Origin of the sequence: Rhodococcus sp. NPDC127593 (genome assembly GCF_042671975.1) — a bacterium.
Lineage (GTDB): Bacteria > Actinomycetota > Actinomycetes > Mycobacteriales > Mycobacteriaceae > Rhodococcus_F.
In genome coordinates this window covers 1-26,432 of the sequence record NZ_JBHXWI010000037.1, presented here as the reverse complement: position 1 = coordinate 26,432, position 26,432 = coordinate 1, and the positions used below count along the sequence as shown (strand labels likewise).

Below are 26,432 nucleotides of genomic sequence, written 5' to 3'. Positions count from 1 at the left end.
ACCATGCTGCACGGGTCGAACTTCCTGAAGGGCATTCCTCGCTACCGAGGGCACCACCGGTTACATCCGGCGGCGAGGGAAATCGGGAGCACGAGAATTACAATGGCCGACCTGCCATCGGAGGCGAATCCGTGACGGTGTGGACGCGAACTCGACGCTGATGCGCCGAACCATACAGCGCTGGAACACATTGCCCCAACGACGTTGGGTGAGGCGGCAGACCGGAGAGCTTTTCAGTTGCCCCTGGGGAGGGGCAAACGGCGTTGGTAAGATCGCGCCAAGGAATGCAAATACTAGGTGCATTAGTCCGTCAGCTGAGAAATTCCAGCACTTGTGGTACGAACAGCTCATGGCACTGGAAGACGCCCCCGTGGCCAGCGTCCGGGTAAATCCGGAGAGATGCGTTCGGAAGTAGGTGCGCAAGGTCGAACGAGCTCCGTGTCGGGAGCATGCGGTCGTCCTCGCCATTGGCGACCAGGACCGGTTGCTTGATCGAGGCCAGGTCCATAGCGTCTTGGCGTCCCCAGCGGCGAATCGCAACGATCTGTGCAGCGATCCCCCTCACCGACGTCCGGCTGACGCGGTCTTCGGTGCGCTCCTCGAGCCGGTTCATGTACGCCGCCGCGGCTGCCTTGCCGTTGGGTGTCCTGGTGAAGAATAGGTAGCGCTTCGGGTCCTTGAAGGTGAGCAGGCCGTGCAGGGTGTCGCCGAGAAGCTTCGGGGTGATCGCGCCGACGCCGGCCCCACCGGCGGGGCCCGTGCCTGCAAGGACGAGCTTCCGGATAAGTTGCGGTTCCTTTGTCGCGATGGCCTGCGAAACGAATCCACCGAGGGAGAATCCCATCAGGTCGACCTGCTCGAGGCCAAGTGCTCGAATGAAAGCGATCGCGTCGTCAGCCATCGCCGCAACCGTTGTGGGCGTTCGTCCCCCGGATCCGCCGACGCCGCGGTTGTCGAAGGTGATCACGCGGCGCTCGGAAGCGATGCCGTCGATCACGCGGGGATCCCAGTCGTCAAGGACCGCGGTGAAGTGGTGCAGGAACACCAAGGGGACGCCCGTGCTCGGCCCGAACTCTCGATAGGCGAATCGCGTTCCATCGATGTCGACGTACAGCGTCGGCGCGTTGTTTGCGTTCCTGACTCTCAGGGTCATCGTTCCTCCTGGGTCGAAAGGGGCTTGTAAGAAACCGACGTTGAGATCATGAACGTGCGCCAGAGAATTCTGGCTGGGCGTGGGCTGGGTGCAGTACGGTATGACACAGGTAGTTCCGTTCGTCTGCAGCGGCCTGGCACCAGGGTTCGATAGCCGCCGTGAAGTGGTCGCCGGGCGATTACCTACGGCGTAGCGTGTTGCGGCCCTGGGCAGTCGGTCCTTTTGCTACGGTGTCAGTCTTGGTCGGGGATCATTGAGACGACGACCTTGCCGGCCGTGGTGCGGCCCTGTTCGACGTGCGCCATCGCCTCCAGCGTTTCGTCGAATGGGAAGGTTCGGTCGATGATCGGGCGGAGCTTCCCGCTGTCGTACAGGGCGCCGAGCTCGCGCAGCTGGGATCCGTTGGCCTGCATGAAGAAGAACTCGTAGCGCACGCCTAGTGCCTTGGCCTGCTTGCGAATCTTGCGGCTGAGCACGTTCATGGCCACACCCAAGAGTCTCGGAGCGCCGAGTTGCTTGGCGAATCCGCCGTCGGGTGGGCCCGCAACACCGATAGCGAGGCCACCGGGCTTCAGGACCGTCAACGACTTCTCGAGGTTCTTCCCGCCCAGAGAGTCCAGTACCAAGTCGTAGCCGGACAACATCGTTGAGAAGTCTTGCTGGGTGTAGTCGACGACAATGTCGGCGCCGAGCCTTCTGACCAGGTCCGCGGTGGGCGTGTTGGTGGTCGTCGCGACGGTGGCACCGAGGTGCTTGGCCAGCTGGATGACCGTCGAACCGAGGCCACCGGCCCCTGCGTGGACGAGCACCTTGTGCCCCGGCTTCACGCCGGCCCGATCAACGAGGATCTGCCAGGCGGCAAGCGCGACCAGCGGCACCGCGGCTGCCTGCTGGAGGGTGAGCGAGGCCGGCTTGGGCGCGATGTCGGCCTGGTCGATAGCGATGAAACTCCGCGAAGCTTCCGATGCGCAGGTCGCGGGGACGGGCGTAGACCTCGTCGCCGGCCGTGAAGTCGCGTACGGCGGAGCCGACCTGCGTCACCACTCCGGCGACGTCGTGGCCGAGAACGAACGAGGTCTTGTACTTCAGGAGCTGCTTGAACTCCCCGTCGCGGACCATCTTGTCCAGCGGGTTGATGCTGCTGGCGCTCACTCGAACGAGGACGTCGTGGTCCCCGACAGCCGGCTCGGGTACCTCGGCGGCGCGCAGCCCGTCCTTGCCGTACTTCTCTACGACGAATGCCTTCATTTTAGTCAACCTTCTCGCCGGGGGATTTTACACGCACGATAACGAAGTTATGAGCGGATGGCAACCCGCGCAGTAGCGACCGTTTGCGGGTGCCTGCCGTCACGGCTGCCTTCGAATCCACCCGTCCCGTCGTCGCTCCTTTTGCCATCGGAGTCGGGCGCGACTAGCCCTGGACCGCAAGCAATTCGGCCGAGCCACTATCTGTGACCCGAAACCGCATTCGTGCTCGCCGATACGACCACCGAGATCGATGTCGCCCGCTTGCTGGTCTGGCATGCCTCAAACCTCATCGCCCAACGGAAACCGCTGTGCGGGGCCGAGGGCACTTACGGCCAACTGGAGACGGGCGAGTTGCTGGGCGCAATGGAGTCGATATTCCGAGCCCGGTGCAGTTCGTATTGACGGCAATCACGTTCATAGGAATCAACTTTCGGAAGCGTGCGCGTGACGGGGTGTTTCTCGGCCCGGGGGTCTTGGACCTCAGGCTCGCGCTACATGGTCATTGTTTCGCCACGGCTACGGGTGCTCTGAGCCTTGGGCATCGAGATGGGTGTCCCTCATAGTTCGCCGCGGTTGGCCGGCGGCAGATTTGGGAACGCTGGAGCGTCGATCCCCAGGCTTCCGGTGCTTGCCAACGGTCGAACTCGCAGGAAGCACCCGACCTTGTGCGTGTTCGTCTTGAGGGCATGTTTGAGGGCCTTGGCGTGTCCGCCCGGTGAGTAGGCGTAGTCCTGGGCCAGTCCGAGTGTCTTCCACAGGCTGATCGACGTGTGTTCGAACGGCAATTTCGACGACACGTCGACACTGCCGCGGTGGCCGGGGTGGTGGGCGGCGCGACTGGCAGCGTGCATGTTGTTGTGAATGAAGTTCGTCAGCTCGCGAGGTCGCACGATACCGTGCACGATCGCTACCATCGGTTCGTCGTCTGCGAGCGGTTCCGTGCCGACATCCACTGGCCTCCATCCATGCCAGTCGTCGTTGTCGCTGTTGAGCTTCACGCGGACAACCTCGCCGTCCAGACTGAAGCGGTCATTGCCTTCGGCTGCCACGCGTAGCGGTCCACGGAAGGCTGCATGCGCTGCCTCGGCGGAGTCCCAGGCGGCAACGAGAGCACCGCCCCCGGGGAAGATTCGTGGCACGAGTGAATGAGTAGCGTTGTTTGCGTAGTTCACCGTTGCCGCGCGTAGCCCTTCGAGCCCGCCATTCAGCGCACCCTTCACGGCGCGACTCCAGCGTATGCGTCCGCGTGGTGGACGCTCGTATATATCTATCGTCAGAAAGTCGGCAGTCTTCATTGTGTGCTCCTCAGCTTGTTGCCGTCGATCTCGGCGTTGATCTGTGCCGCCAGGATGTCGTCGCCTCACGGGGAGGCATATCAGTCAGCCCGCTGGTGCTGCCACCAACACGGCGCGCCGACATAGTCCGTCCGATGCGCGACCAGATGTCGACAACTCGAGTGCCGGTGCGGCGTTCGCGGTCGAAGAAATGCTTTGTTCGCAGAGCTGCTCTCCGGTTGGATCGCGGGCGCGATCTATGTTTTAGCCTCTCGCTGTGCTGATCTCGGCAATCGGACGATCACCCAGCGACGCGCCTGTGGTCGGATTGTGTCGTAGAGGTGTCCGCAAGTGTGGATGAGGATCGGGATCAGTGCGGGTGAGAGCATGAAGACGACCAGCGGGATATACCAAAGGAGGAACTCGGTCATTGTTGTACCTCTCTGTCTGTCGACATCGTTGTGGAGGCATGCAGCTGACGGCGCGATTCGGCTTCTGGTAGGTCAGTGGTGATTGGTGCGGTCGGTCGCTACGAGGACGCTCCCGACCACGCGACCGTTGTGTCGGGTGAGCATGTGAAGCTCACCCTCTCAGTGACCGCCTTCGAGCTCCCGAGCGGTGGCCGCGAACGCTGCGAACAACTTCGGAAGGCCTGAGCCCTTCCCCAGCACGCGGGCCTCACCGGCGCGGCGAGCTTCCGCCGGCCGAGCCACGGTCGCAGGGCGGATGCATCCGCCGAGTCGCACGCCCAAAAGTGCCGTGAACTCGATTGTTGCGAGATCGCCGCCGGCGGATCCCTGCTTGCAGGCCCACAGAAAGCCCGGACCCACCCGGGCCAGTGGGTATCGTCGTGGCAGCCGTCGGTGACCGCCAGAGGGTCCGATGCCTGCCGCCCAGCCAGGCGACACTCAGGCGCAAATGCGCGAACGTCCTCGAGGACGACGCGCATCCGGCGCTCGGCGTGACTGGCCCAGTCGTCGTCGCGCCTGGCTCGATAGCGGCGAGAGGAACTGTGCGATGAAGTAGCCGCGTGCTGCACCTGTACGCCGTCGAATCCCGCTGCCTCGCACGCCGCTGCGGCGGTCGCGAAGCGCTCGATGATGTTCTCGATGTCATCGCGTGTCTACTCACGCGGGTTCAGTGGAATACGTTGGTCCCGACGTTGCAGAGTCTGCGGCGTGGGCGGCCCGCAATGCGGCCTTGTCGATCTTGCCGACCGCGTTCTTGGCGATGGTATCCACAACGAAGAGCGCGGCGGGGCGCTTGTAGCGGCTGAGCTTCCGGGCGCAGAGCGCCTCAAGGGCTGCAGAATCGACAGTCGACCCCGGTGTCGGTTGGACATAGGCGACGACGACCTCGCCCCAGATGGTGTCGGGGACGCCGATCACGGCGGCCTCGAGCACGGAGGGGTCGCCGGCGAGGACGTCCTCGATCTCCTTGGGGTAGATGTTCTCACCGCCACGGATGATCATGTCTTTCGATCGTCCGACCAGTGTCAGGTAGCCCTCGACATCGAGGTGGCCGACGTCGCCGGTGTGCAGCCATCCGTCGACGACGGTCCGCGCGGTGTCCTCCGGACGGCCGAGGTAGCCGCGCATCACATTGCGGCCGCGCACGACGACCTCGCCGTCCACACCGGGGCCCATCATGCTGCCGTTCGCGTCGACGATGCGGATCTCCTGACCCGGGAAGGCAATCCCCACCGTTCCGGCGCGCCGGGGTCCGGTGACCGGGTTGAGGGTGGAGGCGCAGGTCCCTTCGGACAGCCCGTAACCCTCGAGCAGGGGAAACTCGTACCGGTCCTCGAACCGGGTCAGCAACTCCGCTGAGGCGGGTGCGGCGCCGCAGATGCCGAACCGCACTGAGGACGTGTCGGGTCGAACATCGGCCGGGAGCGCCGCGAGGATGTTGTAGATCGTCGGCACCGCACTGAAGAAGGTCGGACGCTCGGATTCGACGAGGTCGAAGAAGGTGCGGGGATCGAATCGGCCGGCGATGACGACGCTCGCGCCGGCGAGCAGCGGGGTGAGGACGCTGACGACGATGCCGTTGACATGGAAAAGCGGCAGGATCAGCAGGCACCGATCGGCCGGCCCCAGCTGCAACGCCTGCACCCCCATCTCGGCCATGGCGTCGATGTTGGTGTGGTCGAGCATCACGCCCTTCGGCACCCCGGTCGTGCCGCTGGTGTAGATCAGCAGGGCGGGCGCGGACGAGTCCGCGTGAGGTGTGGGATCCCCCGCCACCGGCGCGTCGTACAGATCCGCGACGGCGAGTGTGGCGACGCCACCCACTAGGGTCGTGCCGTCCTCGACGACGAGCAGGCGGGCGGCGGAGTCGGCGAGCTGCCAAACGACCTCGACGTCGGTCAGGGCCGGGTTGATCGGGGTGATGGTGGCACCGAGTCGCCAGGTCGCGAACAGCAGCACCACGAACTCGGAGCGGTTCGTCAGCTTCAAGGCCACGACGTCTCCGGTGCCGATTCCGAGGTCGTGGAGGTGGCGGGCGGCCGCGCGGACCCGGTCGAGCAGCTGAGCGTTGGTGAGCGATCCGGCGGCGTCGGAGATCGCCGGCCCGTGCGGGTCGAGATCGGCGCGGCGGTCGGGCAGCGATGCGAAATTCACGGGTGTACTCACCTTCGGTTCGGTGCGATTCGGCCGGGAGTGGGTGTGGGTGCGGGAGCGAGGTGGCGGGTGAGGAAGTCGATCTGGTCGCGGACCAAGGCCTCGAAGGGTTCGCCGAGGTAGAAGTCGAAGTGCCCGGCGTCGTAGGTCTTGATCTCGCCCCGCGGTGCGGTCCGCGCGTAGCGGAGGGTCTGGGCGGGTGGGGTGACGGTGTCGGTGTTGCTGACGCAGAACAGGATCGGGAAGTCGATGTTCTTTGCCGCGCGCCCGGGCCGGTAGGTGACCAGACTGGGAATCACCCGTGCCGCCACCTCGTTCCGAAACACCGTCCCCGCGGGCACGATCGCCTCGTAGCCGGGCAGCGCGTCCGCGGCGTTCATCAGGGCCAGTGAACCGGGGGGCCCGGCGAGCGGAATCATGACCGGCGCGCGCCGACCAACTTTGGCCACCAGATCCCGGGCGACCACGGGGGAGGCCTTCACTGAGGCTGCCGGGCCCAGCGCGAGCGCGGAGGCGAGACCGTCGGTGAACGGGCACTGGGCGACCGCCGCCCGCAGTTCGGGGTGGCGTGAGGCGACGGTGATGGCGTGGCCACCGCCGAAGGAGCTGCCCCAGACGGAGATGCGGGTGCTGTCGAGACCGCCACGAGCCTTCACCCAGGAGATGGCGGCATCCCAGTCGGCGAGTTGCTTTCTGATCGACAGCAGCTGGCGCGGCCTACCGCCGCTGTCACCGAAGTGCCGGTAGGTGAACGCGAAGGCGGCGATGCCGGCCCTGGCGAAGCGTTCGGCGAAGGCGTCCAGGCGCATGTCGCGGGTGGCGCCGAGGCCGTGTCCGAGGATGACGACGGGCGGTGAGGTGACGCCGGTGGGCAGATACAGCCATGCGGCGCAGGAGCTGTCGCCGGAGGAGAAGAGGACGTCGTGGCGGGTGAAAGGTTTCTTGGTGGCCATGGCTGGTCTCATCGTCCGTTCGTCGAGCCGCCGGGCACGCGCCCGGATGCGAGGGCCTGCTTGTAGGTGTCCGGGTCGTAGAGGGGCAGCTCACCGGTGGCGTCGGTGGTCGCGAGGTAGTCGAGCATCAGTTGTTGACCGTCCTCGGATTGGTCGGTGCCGAGGAATTCGGTGCGTTCGACGTGCAAACCCTCCGTCAGCGACATCGATCCGCCGAAGTACACCGATCTTTTGACCGCCGCGACCGCCTCCCTCGGGCGGGCGCCGAAGTAGTCGGCGAGTTCGGTCGCCCGCGTGATCACGTCGTCGAGAGCGACGACCTCGTCGACGGCTCCGTTGGCGAGGGCCTGCGCGGGAGTGAACGGCTTGCCTTCGAGGATGGCGACCAGGGATCGGTGGGTGCCGATCAGTCGGGTCAGGCGCTGGGTGCCGCCGCCACCCGGATTGATGCCCAGCAGTACCTCGGGCTGGCCGATGAAGAAGTCCCCGTCGGCCATGACCCGCAGGTCGCACGCCCAGGCGAATTCCGCGCCGAGGCCGAGGGCTGAACCGTTCAGGGCGGCAACGAAAATGACGCCGCTGGAGTTCATCTTCAGAAACGTCGCGTGCAGCCGGTCGAGTTGGACTGCTCCCCACAGCGGGGTCTTGCGCATCACGGGGTCGAGGGCGCGGGCACGATCGGCGCCTCTGGCCACCCGCGAGATCGCGGAGGCACCGCGACGGCCCAGCGGCGGGACCGCTGCACCCTCTTCCTGCAGCCATCGGACATCGGCATGGCTGACGAACCGGCCGGGGCGTGTCCCGGTGAACACGACCGCACGGACGTGCGCGTCGCGGTCGACGCGGTCCACCAACTCCTCGAGCTGGTTGGCGATGTCGAGGCCGAACAAGCTGTGCGGGCCGCCGTCGACCCGCGCGATCAGCACGTCCCCGCGGTCCTCGACCTCGAGGTGGCCTTTGTCTTCGGGTGTCATGAGATTCTGCTTCCGTGAGGAGTTCGGTGGAAGTGAGGAAGGTGTGACGGAATGAGGGGCGCTCAGCAGCCCGGTAACATCGTTATTAGGTTACTATAACTAGGTTATATGCGGGTGGCAAGCGTCACCCCGACGTGCTAGCCATCCGGTTCGCGGCGGCTATGGAGTCAGGTGGAGATATGGGAGACAAAGGCGCGGGTTCGGCGCCCGGGAGCGTGCCGGAACGGCTTATACGGGCCACTGTCACTCTGCTGGCCGAGCAGGGGCCGTCCGCGATCAAGGCGCGGACGGTGGCGTCCGCCACGGGGTTGTCGACGATGGCGGTCTACAGCCACTTCGGTGGCATCCCCGAGCTCGTCCGCGCGGTTGTCGATCATGGGTTCATGGAGCTCGGCAACGCCTTTTCCCAGGTTTCCGTAACGGAAGATCCGGTCGTGGATCTGTTCGCGCTGGCGTTGACGTGTCGGCAAGTGGCGCGCGAGAACCCCCACCTGTACGACCTGATGTTCGGATTGTCCACTCGCGCTACGTACCGACCGCTGGACTCGGACGTTCGGCTGAGTGGACATTCGCCGGCCTTCCGGGGTGCCCACGCACACGTCACGGACGCGTGCGCTCGTCTGGTGAGTTCCGGCAGGGTCGGGCCACAGGATCCCGAGGTTGTCTCAGCGCAGTTGTGGAGTTTCGTGCACGGCTACATCACCCTCGAGCTGGGCGAGCATTTCGCCGAGTTCGACGACGCTGCGGTGCAGGTACTCCTGCCGATGGGCGTGAATTTCGCCGTCGGTCTCGGTGACACGCGCGAGCTCGCGCAGGCCTCACACGAGCGGGCAATGGGCCTGTACGGCTCGGTCCGTTCGGCGGTGGACAGCTCTGCGGGCGCCTGAGCTGAGACGGCGGTGCCCCGGGGTAACGTGGTCGGGCTCGGGGCCTTGGTTGCGGCGCGGGGTCCGCTCTCGCCGAGCGGGTCCTGCCGCAGCCGTAGATGGCAATCGCAGTGACGCAATGTGTCCGCGAGAGGATCCAGAGCCTGTGGTGGCACAGGTAGCGCGAGCGGCCATGCGGAAGGTGGCGTGCCGTCCGCGCCGCGGGGCCATCGCGGCTTCCGCCGGTTGTGCATGGATATGCGTTCCGTGTTGATTCGGGAGATGGGTATCTGTCTCGCTGCCAGCGTGGACGCCGAGGGGTGAGGCTGCTGCCGCGTCAGACCCAGCCGTCCGACCCGTCGGGGGCGAAGTCGGAGCCGCCGAGGCTAGTAAAGATTGCTGGCGGAAGAGGCATTGCAATCGACCTATAACGAAGTTACAGTCAATGCATGAAACACGATCTCGTCGGCCGCAAAGTAATCGTCACCGGAGCGGCGCGCGGCATCGGCGAGCAGGTGGCGCGCCGTGCCGTGGCCCAGGGGGCTCGTGTCGCCCTGATCGGACTCGAACCCGACAGGCTGCGCGCCCTTTCCGAGGAACTCGGCCCGTCGGCGCACTGGTGTGAGGCGGACGTGCGCGACAGCGCGGCGCTGCGGTCCGCGATCGACGAGTGCGCCGATGTCATGAACGGCGTCGACATGGTCGTCGCCAACGCGGGAGTAGCGGCCTTCGGAACGGTGCGACACGCGGACGAGGCGTCCTTCGAGCGAGTCGTGGACATCAACGTGAACGGCGTCTTCCGCACCCTCAAGCATGCGACACCGCATCTGCAACGCAGCCGGGGCCACGTGCTGATCGTGGCATCCGCACTGTCCTTCACCTCGATAGGGGGTCTGGCCTCCTACGGCGCGAGTAAGGCTGGGGTCGAGTCGCTCGCACTTGCCTATCGCGCGGAAGTGGCCCACCTCGGGATCACCGTCGGTCTCGTCCATCCGTCCTGGATCGACACCGACCTCGTACGAGGCGCAGATGCCGATATTCCCTCGTTCCGAAAGATGCGACAGCGTCTGCCGTATCCGGGGAACGTCACGACCAGTGTCGACCGAGCGGCCTCCGCCATCGTGGACGGGCTCGCGTACCGGCGCAGCCGGGTCTACGTTCCCCGGGCGGTCGTCATCGCCAACTGGGCCAAGGCGCTGCTGAATTCTCCGGTCGTATGGCCGTGGACCAGGCGGTTCTCCGCCGCGACGGTTCCCGCACTCGAGACCGAAGTTGCGGTCTTGGGCAGGAACGACCAACTCGTTCCCGAGTTGCCGCGCCCCAGAAAAGACGATCAGAGCAGCCCGGTGCACATCTAGCGACAGCCACCGTGGTCATGGCGAAGGCAAGAGGTGGGAAAGAACGACCAAGGCTGCCGTTGTCGATCGGTACGGGAACAACGACGGTGTGCGGGCAGGTGAGATACCTCCCCAAGTTGCGAAATGACGTCCCGGTTGAAAACCGTACCGCGAGTGTGGATCCCTTGAATCCGAAGATCGGAGAGGGAGCTCAAGACCTACTGTGCCGTACCGTCTGCCGATCGTCCTGGACAACGACCTGGCCGGTGTCATCGACCGAGTCGGACCGCCAGTGCGAAATCTAGCCCCGCCGACGAGGTCTACGCGCAACCCCGCCAGAATTGGATCGGCAGGCTCCCGAAATTCATTTCCACGAACGAGGCGGACCTGACGAGTTAGCCATGAGAACTCTGGACGAGGCGGCGCCGATCTCGCTGGTCGGCTTGACCGCTTGGCAAGCGCTGATCGAGTAGACGAACCCGCAAGCGGGCAAAAGGTTTGATTAAATTCGGCTCCCGGCGATGTCGGCACGTTCGCGATCCAACTGGGCAAGCATCTCAACGCCCCACGTCAGCCGTCGTTCAGGTCTGCCCCATTGAATCAACTAGAGTAGCAATGTATTACGTTAACAAGGAAGGGTAAAGGTCGTCATCAAGGTTGGATAGTGCTTCCCTGGAGAGCTGGGGAGAGTCAGCTTCCTGGTTCGGACTGGCTATCTGGTTCGGGCTGGCTATGCACACCGGCATCTCGTCGGCCGCACCGCGAGTTGATGGACTTCGGATAGAGCACCTTCTGATGCCGCAGCCGGTGCCGCACAGAAGGTGTGAGGAGGACGCCACGTTGGAGAAGGTACCTGCCGCGACGAGTGCGGCCCCGCGGATCCGGGATCGGGTACTTCGTGTGCTCGACGCCCACGAGGTTGGTACCGCCTCGGGTGCCGACATCGCCCAAACTTTGTTCGTCAGCCAGTCGCACCTGCGGCGGTTGTTGCGTCGGGACGGAGTCTCTCTACGTCAGTTGCGCGATGAACACCTCGCCGCGCGAGCTGTCAAGGCACTGCACCGAGGTGAACCGATCACGGTGCTGGCCCTTGAACTGGGATTCTCCGACCCCCGGGCCTTCCGTCGAGCATTCAAGCGTTGGACCGGAGCGGCCCCCAGCACTTTCACCCGACGGATAAACCCTGCCACGAGAGACGTTCCGTCGACACCTGTCGGTGACGAGTCAGAACTGGTGTCCGCGGTCAACAGGCAGTGAATGAAAGGCGAAACCGTGGAAAAACGAAGAATCGTATTGCTCGGTGCGACAGGATATACCGGGCAACGAGTGCTCCGAGAACTGCTCGCGCGCGGTGAGACGCCGACCTTGGTCGGCCGAAACCGTACCAAGATGGTGGCCCTGGCCGACCGCTTCGATGCGAACATTCCCGTGGCACAGGTAGATATCACCTCGACGGCCGAGCTCGCACGGCTCCTGGAACCCACCGATGTGGTGATTTCCACGGTGGGGCCGTTCATGCAGCTCGGTACGGCGACGGTGACGGCGGCGGCGCGGGCGGGGGCGCACTACTTCGACTCCACCGGAGAGGGAACCTTCGTCCGGCGCGTCTTCGAATTGAACTCCGTCGCCACCGCCCGGGGAGCGACCATCGTGCCCGCATTCGGCTACGACTATGTGCCGGGCAACCTCGCCGGCGCGCTCACGTTGACGCGCGCGGGCGACCGGGCGACCCGGATCGAGATCAGCTACTTCCTCACCCGTTCGGGACGTGGCGACGAGCTGCGCTACCGGAGCACCCTGCGTGACGCCTTCACCCTGACCACAGGAGGCACGCGGCAGACCCTGGTCAGTTCGGTGGCCGATGATGCCTTCGCCCACCGTCGCCCGCACGCCGGGGCTCCCGCCCGCCTGGTCGACGAGCGCGTCGGCAAGCGTGTGCGCACCTTCCGCTACGCCGGTATGAACCGTGCTGCCATGACCATCGCAGGCTCGGAGCATCTCGGACTTCCGGAAGTCTTTCCTCAGTTGGAGAGCGTCGATGTGTGCATGGGGTGGTTCGGGAGATGGACTCGTCCGGTACAGGCGGTCGCCGCGCTCCAGGCGCCCCTCCTGCGGACACCGCCGGCGCGGGCCGCGCTGACCTGGCTGTCCGAGCGGCTCCCCGGATCGCACCGCGAGCCGAACAGCGACGGCCGGTCGCTGGTGATCGCCGTCGCGCGCGACGACTCCGGTCGGGCACTGGCCACGACAGCCATGACCGGACCCGATCCCTATGAGATGACGGCATCGCTCTTGGCCTGGGGCGCCGTCCACGCGGCAGCACCGGATTCCGTCCTCGCGCCCGGCGTGCACGGTCCTATCGCGGCCTTCGGGCTCGACACCCTCCGATTCGGGGCCGCCGAAGCCGGACTCCACGACGTCGACGACCCATCGGCCCGCGTGGGCCACACGAGGGCGCCGACCCGATAACTCGACGTATGAATCGGACATTCCGATGGCCGTCGGACCCTCCGGGCGCCCACGCCAACTTCCGGGCATGAGCGCGGGTCGGGACTCGTGCGCGGCATCCGCGCCGAACGGCCTGCCTACGCTCGCGACCTAGCGAGGCGGCCACCGAATGCGAATACCAGGCCTGGTCGCGATACTCGAACACCGATACCGCCGACAGACATCGGTTGCGACCGACCAATCGACGAGGAGATCGATGCCCAATGCTCGTGACCTGGGGCGACGGTCGACGGTGTCAGCCACGAGCTCACGCTTGTCACGGCTGGGTCGAGCACCCGATCACCACCCCCCTCAACCCAGCTGATTGTTGCCCCTCCCCCCGATGACACAGACAGGAGCCTCGGTGATCGAACCGGACTGGAACCGGGCACTGTGTCGCCGGAATCCGCAACTGTGGGACGAGACCGCTGACGCAGCGAACACGAGCGTCGAAACCGCGGCGCAGCGCTCCATCCGCCACCGCGCGGCGATTACGTTCTGTCGTATGTGCTCAGTGATCGACACGTGCCGAAACGAGGTCGCACTCGCGTCGAATCCAACCGGAGTCTGGGCCGGTGAGGTTTACCCGACGCCCGGTCACCGGATCCACGGTGAGCTCCAATCGAAGACCGATCACCGAACCCATGCGGCCCCCGCGGCACGCCAGGTCGGTCGCCCGGCAGGGATTAGCGGGGATTCCGTCGATGCGGCCTTCACCGATCTGATCACCGCCATCCAAGCTCAACGTGAAGCCAGGAAGGCATCGAGTACGGGTTGAAGGGTGTTTCTCTCTCGGCCAGCATCGGGGTGACCGCACGCCGAAAGGCATCCTCGATGAATGTGACCGACGGCCGCAAGGCGCATCTTCGAACCTACCGTCCAAGGATCAAGAAGAAGTTGTCAAAGGGCAACGAGATCCGCGTCGCGAACGTAGTTGTGGGACTGCGCAGGGTCAGCGCATGTCGTGCGGGCTGAACCGGTCGGTGAGCGGGTGACCCTCGAGGTCCATCAGCCACCGCGATCGACGTGGAGAAGCTGTATTGAACTGCACATGGTGACGTGCCCCCCTGGGGGATGCTTCCGTGCGAGAGCCGCTCTCGATGCATGGCGGCCCTGCATCATTGCCGGCGGCGAGGACCAGGACGACGTTGCGCCCGCGCGATCCGGCGATCAGCAGACTGACCCGCGGCCACCGCGTGGATCGCAGATGCGATCGTCACGGTGCCCGCCGAGAAGTCCAGTTGTCCTTGCACTCCGGATAGGAGGGAGAGGGGCGCTGACGCCAGCCATCATAGCTACGACCGGAGATAGGGGAAACAGCGAATCCTGCCCTGGTGCCGAGGTCTGCCCGGATCGGCTCGGCGAGCTCATATGGCCTGTCTGTTCGTACGATGCTGGACAGACACTGGCAACGAGTCCGACTGCGCGAGAACGGGTTCAGAGGCTGATCATGTGGCCGGTGTGAAGTCCGTGGAAACCGTTCCTTGCAACGTTTCGCTGAGCGTTGTGGGGTGTGGCCATTCCGCGCGACCTCGGAAGCCCCGAGGCCCCACTTCTGCGCCAGCAGTTGTCCGAACTCGGCATCAGCGAACAATCTTGACGAACCCGAGGGGCTTGCTCAGGCCTTGCGCGTTGCCGTTGACGGTGAAGGGGGAACTTCGCCACCTACACGTCGTCGCCCTCATCGCGTGCTGGTTTGCTCGGCTAGTCCTGCTCTTCGGCGAGTGGGAGCTTGGCAGTCACGTCACCGATGAGCGTACGGGGTGGGCACCGAAGTACGCGTGGAGTCGTCGATGGCGATCGCTCCCCGTCGCGGAGGGGAGTCGAGGCGAGTGACCTCACCACGACGTACGACCTTGCCGCACGCCCTGCACGCCGCGACCGCGTGGTATTCCTCGCCGCAGGCGTGCTCGAACCTTGTCGCCGCGCCTGATTCACCTGCCAGATGGCGATCGCCGAACTCACTCATCGTCGTGATGATCGGGCCGAGCGCGTGACCCAGATCCGTGAGGTGGTACTCGAAACGTGGCGGTCGCTTCTCGTACTGAACGCGGGTGACGAAGCCTTCGGCTTCGAGTCGGCGTAGTCGCGTGGTGAGAATGTCGCGTGAGGCGCCGGTGTAGCGCGCAATCTCGTCGAACCGATGGTTGCCGAGCAACAGCTCACGCACGACAAGCAGTGTCCATTTCGCGCCTACAAGCTCCAGCGTGCGAGCGGTGGAACAAGCACGCATCTGCGATGTCATGGTGACGAGGTTACGCGGGTTGGAACTCACAACCCAGTCCGTTGGAAATCAAAACTAACTTCGTTACCGTGGAAACAGGGTGGTTTCACCATGACCGACTACGGGATCGACAACCACGTAGGCCGTGGTCATGTTCGACGGCGTGCCGGGCCTCCCTCCCGGTCGGGGATGTCGGCGGCTGCGCCGTGCTGGCGAGAGAACGGAAGACGATCGTGCGGCTCGGAGAGAACTGGAGCTGCAGTAGGAGCTGCGCAGTACTCGTGTGCGCGATTTTCAGCCTGGTCGGCTCGTTCCGGCAGCGGATCGGCTTCGCGGCAAGACCTTGACAACGTTTATGAGCACACTCATAATTGAGTATGCTCGGCTAGGGTGCGGAGTGAAACTCAGGAGATGGACATGGCCAGTGCTCATCGTTCACGGTGACCGAGACCGGATGGTGCCGTTCGCGAATGCCATCGAGGTGGCGCGCCGTCTGCCGGGCGCACAATGGTTGTACCCAGACTCCGGTCATTTGGGGTCGACTTTCAACTCACCGCGAGTTCGCCGCCGCCGCAAGGGACTTCCATTGTCGTTAGCAGCGTGCCCTGCGTCAGCCCTGGCCCATCACCGAAGAAGGAGTATCACGCTATGAGAGCGTTCGTCGTCGACAAGTACAAGGGTCCACTGCAGGAGCGGGACGTACCCGAGCCTGCAGTCGGGGAGGATGATGTGCTCGTCCAAGTGCAGGCCGCCGGACTCAATCAACTCGACGAAAAGATCCGGGCGGGCGAATTCAAGCAGATCCTGCCGTACACGCTGCCGCTGATCCTCGGCAACGACGTGGCCGGCACCGTCATCCGGGTCGGCGCGCGGGTACGGGGATTCAAGCCCGGTGACGAGGTATTTGCCCGGCCGGACAAGGACCGCATCGGCACGTTCGCCGAACGTATTGCCGTCGCCGAGACCGATCTGGCGTTGAAACCGGCATCGATCAGCATGGAGGAGGCGGGTTCGCTTCCGTTGGTGGCGTTGACCGCGTGGCAGGCGCTCGTCGAGCGCGGCAACGTACAGCCCGGGCAGAAGGTCCTCATCCACGCCGGTGCAGGCGGAGTCGGGACGATCGCGATCCAGCTCGCCAAGCACCTGGGTGCGATTGTCGCGACCACGGCCAGCGCCACCAACACCGACTTTGTCCGCGAACTCGGTGCCGACACCGTCATCGACTACCGCAGCGAAGACTTCGAGCAGGTCCTGGGTGGTTACGACCTGGTTCTGGACAGCCTGGGCGGGAAGAACCTCGAGAAGTCGCTGCGTGTGTTGAAGCCGGGTGGTACGGCGATCGGAATCGCCGGACCCCCGGACCCGGCCTTTGCCCGTGAGGCCGGCCTGAACCCGATACTGCGCCTGGCGATCACCGCCCTCAGCAACCACATTCGCCGCCAAGCGCGAAAGCTGGGCGTGAACTACGAGTTCCTCTTCATGCGCGCCGACGGCGATCAGCTACGCCGCATCGCGAACCTGGTCGACACCGGGGCGCTACGTCCAGTCGTCGGACGCGTCTCCCCATTCGATCAGACCATCGCGGCTCTTGGGCGACTCGAGCAAGGCGGCATCCGCGGCAAATCCGTGATCAGCAACACCTGACCGCACGCACCGACCGGAACAACCATCCCCATCTTTACACCAATCTCAGAGCACGAATAGCACCTCACAACACGAACGACAATCGACAGCGCAAGGGAACATCATGAACACGAACAACCCCACACCAGAGAACATCACCACCACGTACAAAGACGCTCCGGCACGCACCGTCACTGCCGGCGGTGTCACCTACGCGTACCGTGAGCTGGGACCGAAGGGCGGGATCCCCGTCGTCTTCTTCGTCCACCTCGCCGCGACCCTGGACAACTGGGATCCCCGCATCATCGATCCCATTGCCAAGAATCACCATGTCATCGCTTTCGACAACCGCGGCGTCGGTGCCTCCACCGGCACCGTTCCCGACAGCATCGAGGCAATGGCCGACGATGCCGTGAAGTTCATCAACGCCCTCGGCTTCGACAAGGTCGACATCTTCTCGTTCTCCCTCGGCGGCATGATCGCCCAGGACCTCGTCGTCAAACACCCTGAACTGGTGCGCAAGCTGATTCTCACCGGCACCGGCCCTGCCGGCGGGAAGAACATCGACAAGGTCGCAGGCACCACCTATTACGACACGCTGCGGGCGACCCTGACTCGGTCGGACCCGAAGGAGTTCCTGTTCTTCAACCGCAACGCCACCGGCAAACACGCCGCGAAAGCGTTCGTGAAGCGCCTCGAAGAGCGCACTACCGACCGCGACGCACCCATCAAAGTGAAAGCATTTCAGACACAGCTGAAAGCGATCAAGAAGTGGGGCCGGGCAACACCGGTCGATCTCTCCCCAATCACTCAGCCCACCCTGATCGCCAACGGCGATAACGACCGAATGGTGCCCTCGGTACTCTCCGACGACCTCCACCACCGAATCAAGAGCTCCGAGCTCATCATCTACCCCGACTCGGGTCACGGCGGCATCTTCCAGAACCACGACAAGTTCGTCCCCGCAGTGCTCGAGTTCCTCGCCCACTGACCGGGCACGTGCATCCTGTTCGCGCGCACCAAAATGGAAAACGCCTGACGATGTCACCGTCGAACGCGCAGCCAAGCGCGTGGAAGCATCTCGCGTCCTCCATCCTCCCGTGGGTGCGTACTGATCACCATCGCGACAGGGGGATGGAATATTGAAAGGGGCCGCACTCGGCGATCATCTCGGCGACTAACGGTCTGGAAGAGCAGCAACATCCACCTGGCCGAGGTCAATCCGGGACTGTGGCCGGCGACCCGCGGCATCGAGACTGATATCCCGGTCGAACGCAAGGTCGACGGGGTCGCGAAGTTCTCTTTCCAGTCAGCGCTGTCACCACTACTGGGTCGCAGGCAGACTCGCTGGAATACAAGGACGACGTGAACGTGTCCCGACGTACTCTCTCTACGCCGAACCGCCGAACTCGTCCCGCTGGTACGAGGTGCCGCGGGGGACCAGGTTGACGTCCTTCGAAGGGGACAGTGGCGGAGACTTCCGAAAGTTCCTCCCCTACGATTCGTTTTCGTTCTCGCGGGTTAGGGAGTATTGAGTGCTTGCGCGCGTAAACCCTCAGTCCATGGAATGAGAAGTATCTGGGATACAACGAACGTCGCGGACAACAACCCCGCCGACCCGCGCTTCCATGCGTGACTGATCCTCTGCTTCGCGGACAAGTCGGCACGGGCAGTATTCTTTGCGAATCCAGTGAGATCGTGGACCTCTCCCGCACGGTGGAACCATTCTCCTCCGCGATCGACGCTTACGAGGTATCCGAGGCACTGGCCTAAGGGAAAGACGGCGCGATTCGTCCGCACTACCGGCAGTAGCAGGAACATCGCCAGGTTCGTTCAAGATTGCTGCCTGGATGCCCTATACGGCTGGGCGGACGCGAGCGTACGGTTGGACGGACGCGAACACCGTCTACCGGCAAGCGGTGACGGTGGCCTCGCCGGCGTCAGCTGCGCAGGCCCGCGTCTTCACGCCCGGCAGGACTGTCGGGATCGAGGGCAATCACGTCGAGGGTGTGCGAGCTCCATTCGATTGCGGTCGAGGATGATTGCGCAGGCGGTGTCGGTGGAATCGAGTACCCAGCCCCGGCCACCGGGACCGTTGACCGCCTCCCACAAGTCGCATGTGCACCGGTGCAGTGCCGACGGATGTGATCGATCGACTGCTCGCAGGTCGCATCGTCGAGTGCATGGGACCAGATCAGCCCGGGGCGCGAACCATCGGGCTTTGTCGCAATGTGTAGAACCTCCATGAGCCCGATCCCACACTCCTGCAAAGATTGTCGATCCGGCGCATGGGATAAGGATACGCAGACTATGGAAGGTTGGCGCCAGGGTCGTGGTCGTCAGATAAGACCTGTCTCGGATTCCCGCTTATCGGACATTTTGTCATCGTGAGCGGGGAGTGCCCGAGAACGGTCCGTGAAGGCCGGCGCTGCGGGGATATTCGGTTGCGGGCGCTGGTCCGCGGCGGATGAAGTTGTCGAGCCGTCCGACGTCCAGTGCGCGTAGCCACGTTGATGGAGGCGGTTCGCCCAGGTGTCGACGCAGTCCTTGGTGCAATGTGAGTTGGTTCTCGCTGGCGTGGGTGGCGTTGGGCCACATCTGGTCACTGGGGGTGAGGAAGCGTGCGGTCTGATTACCAGTAGGTGGCCTTGGTTTGTCACGGTCAAGGCATGCGGAGAGTTCCGCACGTTGGACAGGGGGTGGCGATCAACTCTCAAGCGGTCGAGGCGCGGTGGAGCTCCGTCGTTGGTGAGGTGGGTGCAGATCGCGGAACGGGTGCGTTCGGCCAGACCGGTGAGCATCATTCCGCGTCCTTTTCTGTTGACGTTGCCTCGATCACGGGCGGAGGCGTCGTGGCCGTGTGCGTGGTGACCCAGACGCCTCCGCATTGCTGATCAGGCGTCTGCGGTCTTGAGTTGGGGGTAGAGCGTATCGATGGGGGCGCTGAGGCCGGCCTTGAGCTGTACAGAAGTTTCGTCAGCGAGAACTTCGTACTCGCCGGCCTGGACGGCATCGAACACGGTGCGCACAAGCTCGGCAGGGTCAAGCTTGGGGTCGGTGGTGTGTGCCGCCATGGGGGTGTCAACATAGCCGACATGCACGCCGACGACGTGTACGCCGTCGGCCGCGAGCTCGAGGCGCAGTGAATTGGTCGCGGACCACAGTGCTGCCTTGGTGGCGCTGTAGATTCCGGCGACCGCCCACCAGCTCAGTGCGGAGTGGATGTCGATGATCACCGACTCCTTCTTCGCCGACAGGATTGGCGCGAACGCGCGGGCTAGGAACAGAGGGCCGAGGAAGTTCGTCTCGACATTGGTGCGGATTTCCTCGTCCGTGTGGGTGAGGATACCCGCGCTGGACACCGACGCTCCGGCATTGTTGATCAACACGGTCACGTCCCCGGCGGCCTCGACTGCAGCCCGGATGGAGGTGGGGTCGGTGACGTCGAGAGTCAGGGGGATGATGCGTTCGTCGGCCCATGGGCGGGGGGTGCGGGCGGTGGCGTAGACCTTGCTGGCGCCGCGCGCGAGGGCCTCGTGGACGAAGTGGGTTCCGATGCCGCCGTTTGCTCCGGTGACGAGGACGACGGATCCGTTGAGTGAGGGCATCTTCACGTTCTTTCTGTATGTAAGGGTGGTGCACCGGTCGGTGCGCGTCGGGAATGGGGTGCGGGCTGCCCGTCCTCGTTGAGTCAGGGAGGTGCGGCTCGGAAAGGGACGGTCAGGCCGGGGTCAATGCCGGGTAGTCGGTGTATCCGGCTGCGTCGCCGCCGTACAAGGTGGTCTGGTCCACCTCGTTAAGTGGGGCGTCGATGCGCAGGCGCTCGACGATGTCGGGATTCGCCAGTGCGAAACGACCCAGCGGTGCGATGTCGGCGAGGCCGGTGTCGATGTCGTCGGCGATCTGCTCGCGGGTGCGTCCGTATCGGACTACGAGCAGCGCGGTTGGCCATACGTCGCGGAACGAGCGGAGCAGTTGGTCGTCGCCGATGTGGTGGATGTGTAGGTAGGCCAGGTTCAGCGTGGCGAGCTCACCGACCAGGTGCCGGTACTGGGCTCGCACGCTGTCGGTGTCGCCCTCGTCGATTCCACCCAGCGGCATTGCGGGGGAGAGGCGGATGCCGACTCGGTCTGCTCCGATCTCCTCGGCAAGCGCTGTCGCGACCTCGATCACGAACCGAGATCGGTTCTCCACTGACCCGCCATAGTGGTCGGTGCGGTGGTTGGCGTTCGGAGACAGGAACTGGTGCAGCAGATACCCATTTGCTCCGTGGATCTCCACGCCGTCCGCGCCGGCGTCGATCGCGGATGCTGCGGCGTGCCGGAACTCGGCGATTACGGCGCCAATGTCGGTCACGCTCAGCTCACGCGGCAGCGGCGTCTTCTGAGGCCCGGTTGCGGTGACCATGTCCTGATCGGCGGAGATCGGCGAGGGGGCGACCGGTTGGCGGTGGTGCGGTGTGTTGTCCGGGTGCGACATCCGGCCCACATGCATCAGCTGGATGAACAATGCTCCGCCGCCGGCGTGGACCGCGTCGGCGACGCCCCGCCAGCCCGCGACATGTGCCGGTGTGTAGATACCCGGCGTGTTCGGGTATCCCTGCCCGTCCTCGGAGGGTTGGGTGCCTTCGGTGATGACCAGTCCGAGCGATGCGCGTTGGCCGTAGTAGGTCGCGGCGAGAGCGCCGGGGGTGCCGTCGGGTTCGGCTCGGTTGCGGGTCATCGGCGCCAAGGCGAGCCGGTGTGGAAGTTCCAGGCGGCCGAGTGTGAACGGCTGCCAGAGTGGGGAACTGGTCATGAGAGGATTGATCCTTTATGTCGATCGGTCAAGGAATGTCACCGCAGACTGGAGTCGAGCAGTGCTATGCCATCCACGGCGGCGAGGAATGATGCGCGAGGGTGGATGCAACTCCGGACATGGGTGACTATACTCAGAACCGAGCGTAGTCAGAATCTATTCCGAAGGATTCCCCGTCATGTCAGTCACACCCCAGTCGGCCGGTCGTCGCGAGCGGAACAAGCAGCAAAAGCTCGACCGCATCACCGCAGCTGCTCGCGATCTCTTCACCGAGCACGGTGTCGACGAGGTCACCACTCAGCAGATCGCGGACAAAGCCGACATCGGTACCGGGACGCTGTTCCTCTATGCGAAGACCAAGAGTGAGCTTCTTCTGCTCGTGCAGAACTCCAGCTATGCCGACGCGCTCACCAGAGGTAGGGCGGCCGCGGAGAGCACGACCGACGTGCTCGAGGCGGTGATCGCGATCGTCCGTCCGGTCGTGGAATGTAACCGAACCCAGATCGAAAATGGGCGAACCTATTTGCGGGAAATCGTGTTCGGTGACCCTGAGGAACCCCATCATCGTGACGCGCTTGCCCTGACCATGCAGACCGAGGAAGCACTCGCTGCCGTATTGAACCGCGACGAGAGTGTCAGCGCACTCGATGCAGCCACGTTGGCGCACATCGTATCCGCGATCATGCTCCTCAGCATGGCGGCCACGACCAACATCGCCAGCACCGTCGACGAGATAGTGCAGGACATCGAACACCAGGTTCGTGTCCTCCTACGGCACTGAAACTACGTACAGAATCGAACACACCGGCTACTACGCCGCGGAGGCTCTGATGTCTGATGCTCTGACCCAATCGATCACAATCGCGACGACACCCGAAGCGCTGTGGACATTGTTGACCACGGTCGATGAAATACCCGGATGGTATGAAGGATGGGACGTAGTTGAACGCGATAGCTCTGTCGACTCGTTGAAGATCGACGCTCGCTTCCGGCTGACGCGGGACAACGGGAAGCAAGAAGTCACATGTCATGTCGTAGAAGTCGATGCGCCAAGGCGTTTGAGCTGGAATGAATACAGTGACAAAGGCAGCGCAGTTCGCGTCTCATTCGTACTCGAACCGGACGGAGCCGCCAACATAATACTCACTCATTCCAAGAAAATAGTTGCAGCAATAGGTTAATCACGCCAACTCTGAATCGGCATTCAGGTAGACGCAAGCGGGATCGATCGAATCGAACTGAGCCAGTAGGACGCCGCCCCTGCCTATCCGGAGTGGAGTTGCGGACCAGCAGATCCTGTGCTGCTGTTGCGGTCGACGGTCGTGACCCCGAAACGTGCAGGGCGGTCACGGAATCAGGTCCTCCTGCCGCATGATCGTACGCCGCACTCGACAGCGGCCACCGCCGCTGGCGATGTCTTGCGTGCGGCCAACCCTCGACCTCCGCGGCTACCCTTCCGACGGTAGGTACGACTGGCACCGTGCAGAGCTGGATTCGCCGAAGCCTGTAGGCGCTGTGCGCCACACGAAGAACGCGCACGAACCTGCGTCAGAACCTCAGATTCGTCCCACTCTGGTCCCCGGTGAGGTTGCCGGCTTCGTCGAACGTCGGCGACAGCCCGGTCTCAAGGAATGCGCGGCAGGATGGCACGGCTGGCCGCTATTTCTCATCGGAAGCGTGTGCAGGCACGCGCCTGACGCTACGGCTGACGGGGCCATGTTGTTCTGGACTTCCGCTCCGACTTCGGGTGCTGGTTGGCGGTCCGCTTGCGCTCACGATATCTGTAGTTGACTGATTAGTCTAGACGCTTTAGTCTAAGGCTGTGGGGACGGGTCGTGGCGCTCCGCGCTTAAGATCGAAACGGCACGTCTTCGGTCGCAAGCGCGGGTGAGTGGTGCTATCCGCATCTCCGCATCGGTCGAATTATGCAGCCGTGCCTGGCGAATTCGTGTGTATCGACAGACCCGCCGTAGCCATCTGTGAACAAAGGGAAGACTCCAAATGCCAGAAGCCGTCATCGTCTCCGCAGTACGCTCACCGATCGGCCGAGCCATGAAGGGCTCACTCAAGACCATCCGCCCGGATGATCTGACGACGCAGATGGTGGCCGCGGCTCTGGCGAAGATCCCCGAACTCGATCCCACCGAGATCGACGACCTGCTCCTCGGCTGCGGTCAGCCCGCCGGCCAGTCGGGTTTCAACATCGCCCGCGTCGTCGCGGTGGAACTGGGCTACGACTTCCTGCCCGGCGTCACCGTCAACCGTTACTGTTCCTCCTCGCTGCAGACCACCCGCATGGCACTGCACGCGATCAAGGCCGGCGAGGGCGACGTGTTCATCTCCGCCGGTGTCGAGTCGGTGTCCAGCTTCGTCACCGGCAACGCCGACGGCCTGCCGAACACCAAGAACCCGAGGTTCGCCGACGCCGAGGCGCGTACCGCGAAGCTCGCCGAGGGCGGCGTCGCCTGGACCGACCCGCGCGAGGACGAGCAGATTCCCGACGTCTACATCGCGATGGGTCAGACCGCCGAGAACGTCGCCTCGGCCACCGGCATCACCCGTGAGGACCAGGACCGCTGGGGCGTCCGCTCCCAGAACCGCGCGGAGGAAGCCATCAAGAACGGCTTCTTCGAGCGGGAGATCACCCCGGTCACCCTCCCCGACGGCACCGTCGTCTCCGCCGACGACGGCCCGCGCGCCGGCACCACCTACGAGGGCATCAGTCAGCTCGAGCCGGTGTTCCGCCCGGATGGCACTGTCACCGCCGGCAACGCGTGCCCGCTCAACGACGGCGCCGCCGCGCTCGTCATCATGTCCGACACCAAGGCGAAGGCCCTCGGCCTGACGCCGCTGGCCCGCATCGTGTCCACCGGGGTGTCCGGACTGTCCCCCGAGATCATGGGCCTCGGCCCGATCGAGGCCGTCAAGAAGGCGCTTGCGATCGCGGGCAAGTCCATCTCCGACATCGACCTGTTCGAGATCAACGAGGCGTTCGCTGTCCAGGTTCTCGGATCGGCCCGCGAACTGAAGATCGACGAGGACAAGCTGAACATCTCCGGCGGCGCCATCGCCCTCGGTCACCCGTTCGGCATGACCGGTGCCCGCATCACCAACACCCTGCTTAACAACTTGCGCGAGCAGGACAAGACGTTCGGTGTCGAGACCATGTGCGTCGGCGGCGGGCAGGGCATGGCCATGGTCCTCGAGCGCCTGAACTAGGCGGGTGCCGGGGGAGTCCATATCTCAGTACAGCTTTGAGGAATTCAATCACAGTTACGAGGTACGGCGGATGAGCCTGCTCGGGGAGTTTGAGTAGTGACGATTGGCCGGCCCGCACAGCGCCTTCGGCGACCTATCACGAGATTGGCAGATGCCGTTATTGTGCGGACCGAGATGCACTGGTACGCGTCATCATCCGCGCTGCGCGGGTGGGTTTTCCCAGCGGAAATAATCTGCAGGACTTCGACTCCGGGTCCGGACTGGCGGGAACGGCTTCGATTGCTTCGGCATAGTCGTTGCCGACACCCGATCATCGCCGCGGCCGAAGGTCTCGCTCTCGGCATCGGCACGAGTTTGCTTTTGCGCTGTGAACTCGTATACGCCGGTCGATCGACGATGTTCGCGGGCGTTCGGCAAGCTAGTAGCGTGTCGCTGCTTACTTCTGTCCTGTTTCGGTTAGGTTGGGGGCGGCAGACTTCCCCTTCCCCTCTGCCGGTCAGGACTGTTGCCATGCCTTCGCAGAAGAAGCGTCCGGTGACGTTGAGCTCGGCTGATCGTGAGTTCTTGGAACGGTTGACCACGACCGGCGTGCATCCGGCCTCGATGATCCGACGGGCCCGGGTGTTGCTGGCGCTGGACACCTCGGTCGGGGTGGTGGATGAGAAGAAGGTGATCGCAGCACGGTTGGGAGTCTCGGGTGAGACGGTGCGACTGGTGGCCAAGCGGTTCGCCGAAACCGGTCAGGACGTGGAAGCCACGATCGGGCGCAAGCAGCGCGACCTCCCACCGGTGCCGTCGCAGATCACCGGCGAGATCGAGGCCAGGTTGATTGCGTTGGCGTGCACACAGCCCCCGGCGGGACATGCCCGGTGGTCGCTGCGACTGCTGGAGAAGCACGTCGCCCTGGTCGACGACATCCCCGACCTGGACCACTCGACCATCGGCCGTATTTTAAAAAAACGAAACTTCGTCCTCACCTGAAGAAGTGCTGGACCATCCCACCAAAAGCGAACGCGGAGTTCGCAGCCCGGATGGAAAATGTCCTGTCGGTCTACGCCCGCCCGCACGACCCCTCTCACCCGGTGGTGTGCATGGACGAGAAGCCCTACCAACTCCTCGCTCACGTGCGTGACCCGATCCCGGCAGGCCCGGGGCGCGATCTGAAGGAAGACTCCGAGTATGTGCGGCACGGGACCTGTTCGATCTTCTGCTGGGTCGAGCCCCTGGCCGGATGGCGGCGTGTCGATGCCCAGCCCCGGCGCACCAAGGTCGACTGGGCCAGGCAGGTCAAAGAGCTACTGTGCGTGGACTACCCGGACGCAGAGACGGTGGTGCTGGTGATGGACAATCTCAACACTCACGGCATCGGATCGCTCTACGAGGCCTTCGAGCCGGCCGAGGCGTTCGCGCTCGCGCAGCGACTCGAGATCCACCACACTCCCAAACACGGCTCGTGGCTCAACATCGCCGAGATCGAGCTCTCGGTGCTGACCCGCCAGTGTCTGGACCGGCGCATCGAGGACCTCGGCACCCTCAACGCCGAACTCGCTGCCTGGCAGCGACAGACCAACGCCGATCAACGTCAGGTCCAGTGGCACTTCACCACCGACGACGCCCGCATCAAGCTCCGCCATCTATATCCCAATACTTAGC

The 26,432-nt window shown here is 64.2% G+C and carries 24 protein-coding genes; 13 read left to right on the top strand and 11 right to left on the bottom strand.

The annotated features are described in order from the left end of the window. Nucleotides 1-310 precede the first annotated feature (310 nt). The 8 genes from ACFVJ3_RS30390 to ACFVJ3_RS30355 form a co-directional block, all read right to left on the bottom strand. The gene (locus ACFVJ3_RS30390) at nt 311-1,153 is read right to left on the bottom strand and encodes an alpha/beta fold hydrolase (RefSeq protein ID WP_378455598.1); all 843 of its coding nucleotides are present in this window, start codon (nt 1,151-1,153) and stop codon (nt 311-313) included. 233 nt (nt 1,154-1,386) lie between these two features. After that, on the bottom strand, nt 1,387-2,031 hold the full coding sequence (locus ACFVJ3_RS30385; protein ID WP_378455597.1) for an NADP-dependent oxidoreductase: 645 nt from the start codon (nt 2,029-2,031) through the stop codon (nt 1,387-1,389). Then, nucleotides 1,991-2,401, bottom strand: coding sequence for an alcohol dehydrogenase catalytic domain-containing protein (locus ACFVJ3_RS30380; protein ID WP_378455596.1), 411 nt, complete (start codon nt 2,399-2,401; stop codon nt 1,991-1,993). Before ACFVJ3_RS30380 ends, ACFVJ3_RS30385 begins: the two co-directional genes overlap by 41 nt. A gap of 557 nt (nt 2,402-2,958) precedes the next feature. After that, nucleotides 2,959-3,696, bottom strand: a complete 738-nt coding sequence (locus ACFVJ3_RS30375; RefSeq protein WP_378455595.1) for a hypothetical protein — start codon at nt 3,694-3,696, stop codon at nt 2,959-2,961. A 508-nt stretch (nt 3,697-4,204) separates the two neighbouring features. After that, nucleotides 4,205-4,774 (bottom strand): hypothetical protein, encoded by a 570-nt coding sequence (locus ACFVJ3_RS30370; protein ID WP_378455675.1) that lies wholly within the window; start codon nt 4,772-4,774, stop codon nt 4,205-4,207. A 28-nt stretch (nt 4,775-4,802) separates the two neighbouring features. Continuing rightward, complete coding sequence (locus tag ACFVJ3_RS30365) at nt 4,803-6,299, bottom strand: class I adenylate-forming enzyme family protein (RefSeq protein WP_378455594.1); 1,497 nt, start codon at nt 6,297-6,299, stop codon at nt 4,803-4,805. 8 nt (nt 6,300-6,307) lie between these two features. Continuing rightward, nucleotides 6,308-7,252 carry an alpha/beta hydrolase gene (locus ACFVJ3_RS30360; RefSeq protein WP_378455593.1) on the bottom strand — a complete coding sequence of 315 codons (945 nt, stop codon included), beginning with the start codon at nt 7,250-7,252 and terminating at the stop codon, nt 6,308-6,310. A gap of 8 nt (nt 7,253-7,260) precedes the next feature. Further along, nucleotides 7,261-8,226 carry an enoyl-CoA hydratase/isomerase family protein gene (locus tag ACFVJ3_RS30355; protein ID WP_378455592.1) on the bottom strand — a complete coding sequence of 322 codons (966 nt, stop codon included), beginning with the start codon at nt 8,224-8,226 and terminating at the stop codon, nt 7,261-7,263. Nucleotides 8,227-8,405: 179 nt separating this feature from the next. On the opposite strand from ACFVJ3_RS30355, the gene ACFVJ3_RS30350 reads away from it, so the two are divergent. The 5 genes from ACFVJ3_RS30350 (at nt 8,406) to ACFVJ3_RS30330 (ending at nt 13,694) form a co-directional block, all read left to right on the top strand. Continuing rightward, entirely contained in the window at nt 8,406-9,113 is a 708-nt protein-coding gene (locus ACFVJ3_RS30350) for a TetR/AcrR family transcriptional regulator (protein WP_378455591.1), read from the top strand. Nucleotides 9,114-9,541: 428 nt separating this feature from the next. Then, complete coding sequence (locus tag ACFVJ3_RS30345; protein WP_378455590.1) at nt 9,542-10,450, top strand: SDR family oxidoreductase; 909 nt, start codon at nt 9,542-9,544, stop codon at nt 10,448-10,450. 711 nt (nt 10,451-11,161) lie between these two features. Next, on the top strand, nt 11,162-11,686 hold the full coding sequence (locus tag ACFVJ3_RS30340; RefSeq protein ID WP_378455674.1) for a helix-turn-helix transcriptional regulator: 525 nt from the start codon (nt 11,162-11,164) through the stop codon (nt 11,684-11,686). Beyond that, entirely contained in the window at nt 11,687-12,898 is a 1,212-nt protein-coding gene (locus tag ACFVJ3_RS30335; protein ID WP_378455589.1) for a saccharopine dehydrogenase NADP-binding domain-containing protein, read from the top strand. Between the two features lie 361 nt (nt 12,899-13,259). Next, complete coding sequence (locus tag ACFVJ3_RS30330) at nt 13,260-13,694, top strand: WhiB family transcriptional regulator (RefSeq protein WP_378455588.1); 435 nt, start codon at nt 13,260-13,262, stop codon at nt 13,692-13,694. A 966-nt stretch (nt 13,695-14,660) separates the two neighbouring features. Here ACFVJ3_RS30330 and ACFVJ3_RS30325 read toward each other — a convergent pair. Further along, the gene (locus ACFVJ3_RS30325; protein WP_378455673.1) at nt 14,661-15,149 is read right to left on the bottom strand and encodes a winged helix-turn-helix transcriptional regulator; all 489 of its coding nucleotides are present in this window, start codon (nt 15,147-15,149) and stop codon (nt 14,661-14,663) included. Between the two features lie 274 nt (nt 15,150-15,423). Between ACFVJ3_RS30325 and ACFVJ3_RS30320 the strand changes: the two genes are divergently transcribed. The 3 genes from ACFVJ3_RS30320 (at nt 15,424) to ACFVJ3_RS30310 (ending at nt 17,754) form a co-directional block, all read left to right on the top strand. Next, entirely contained in the window at nt 15,424-15,792 is a 369-nt protein-coding gene (locus ACFVJ3_RS30320; RefSeq protein WP_378455587.1) for an alpha/beta fold hydrolase, read from the top strand. After that, on the top strand, nt 15,789-16,784 hold the full coding sequence (locus ACFVJ3_RS30315; RefSeq protein ID WP_378455586.1) for an NADP-dependent oxidoreductase: 996 nt from the start codon (nt 15,789-15,791) through the stop codon (nt 16,782-16,784). Before ACFVJ3_RS30320 ends, ACFVJ3_RS30315 begins: the two co-directional genes overlap by 4 nt. A gap of 103 nt (nt 16,785-16,887) precedes the next feature. After that, nucleotides 16,888-17,754 carry an alpha/beta fold hydrolase gene (locus ACFVJ3_RS30310; protein WP_378455585.1) on the top strand — a complete coding sequence of 289 codons (867 nt, stop codon included), beginning with the start codon at nt 16,888-16,890 and terminating at the stop codon, nt 17,752-17,754. Between the two features lie 1,903 nt (nt 17,755-19,657). On the opposite strand, the gene ACFVJ3_RS30305 is transcribed toward ACFVJ3_RS30310, so the two are convergent. Together ACFVJ3_RS30305 and ACFVJ3_RS30300 are read right to left on the bottom strand one after the other, a co-directional pair. Then, nucleotides 19,658-20,371 (bottom strand): SDR family oxidoreductase, encoded by a 714-nt coding sequence (locus tag ACFVJ3_RS30305; RefSeq protein WP_378455672.1) that lies wholly within the window; start codon nt 20,369-20,371, stop codon nt 19,658-19,660. A gap of 112 nt (nt 20,372-20,483) precedes the next feature. Beyond that, a complete protein-coding gene (locus tag ACFVJ3_RS30300) occupies nt 20,484-21,560 on the bottom strand; it encodes an alkene reductase (RefSeq protein ID WP_378455584.1) in 1,077 nt (358 codons plus the stop codon). A gap of 178 nt (nt 21,561-21,738) precedes the next feature. On the opposite strand from ACFVJ3_RS30300, the gene ACFVJ3_RS30295 reads away from it, so the two are divergent. The 5 genes from ACFVJ3_RS30295 (at nt 21,739) to ACFVJ3_RS30275 (ending at nt 26,431) form a co-directional block, all read left to right on the top strand. Beyond that, nucleotides 21,739-22,341: a TetR/AcrR family transcriptional regulator gene (locus ACFVJ3_RS30295; RefSeq protein ID WP_378455583.1), complete on the top strand. Its 603-nt coding sequence runs from the start codon at nt 21,739-21,741 to the stop codon at nt 22,339-22,341. Nucleotides 22,342-22,390: 49 nt separating this feature from the next. After that, entirely contained in the window at nt 22,391-22,741 is a 351-nt protein-coding gene (locus tag ACFVJ3_RS30290) for an SRPBCC family protein (protein ID WP_378455582.1), read from the top strand. An 820-nt stretch (nt 22,742-23,561) separates the two neighbouring features. Then, nucleotides 23,562-24,779 (top strand): acetyl-CoA C-acetyltransferase, encoded by a 1,218-nt coding sequence (locus ACFVJ3_RS30285; protein WP_378455581.1) that lies wholly within the window; start codon nt 23,562-23,564, stop codon nt 24,777-24,779. A 510-nt stretch (nt 24,780-25,289) separates the two neighbouring features. After that, nucleotides 25,290-25,760 carry a helix-turn-helix domain-containing protein gene (locus tag ACFVJ3_RS30280; protein ID WP_378455580.1) on the top strand — a complete coding sequence of 157 codons (471 nt, stop codon included), beginning with the start codon at nt 25,290-25,292 and terminating at the stop codon, nt 25,758-25,760. Continuing rightward, nucleotides 25,649-26,431: an IS630 family transposase gene (locus tag ACFVJ3_RS30275; RefSeq protein ID WP_378455579.1), complete on the top strand. Its 783-nt coding sequence runs from the start codon at nt 25,649-25,651 to the stop codon at nt 26,429-26,431. The genes ACFVJ3_RS30280 and ACFVJ3_RS30275 overlap by 112 nt, the downstream gene beginning before the upstream one ends. The last annotated feature ends 1 nt before the right edge of the window (nt 26,432 follow it).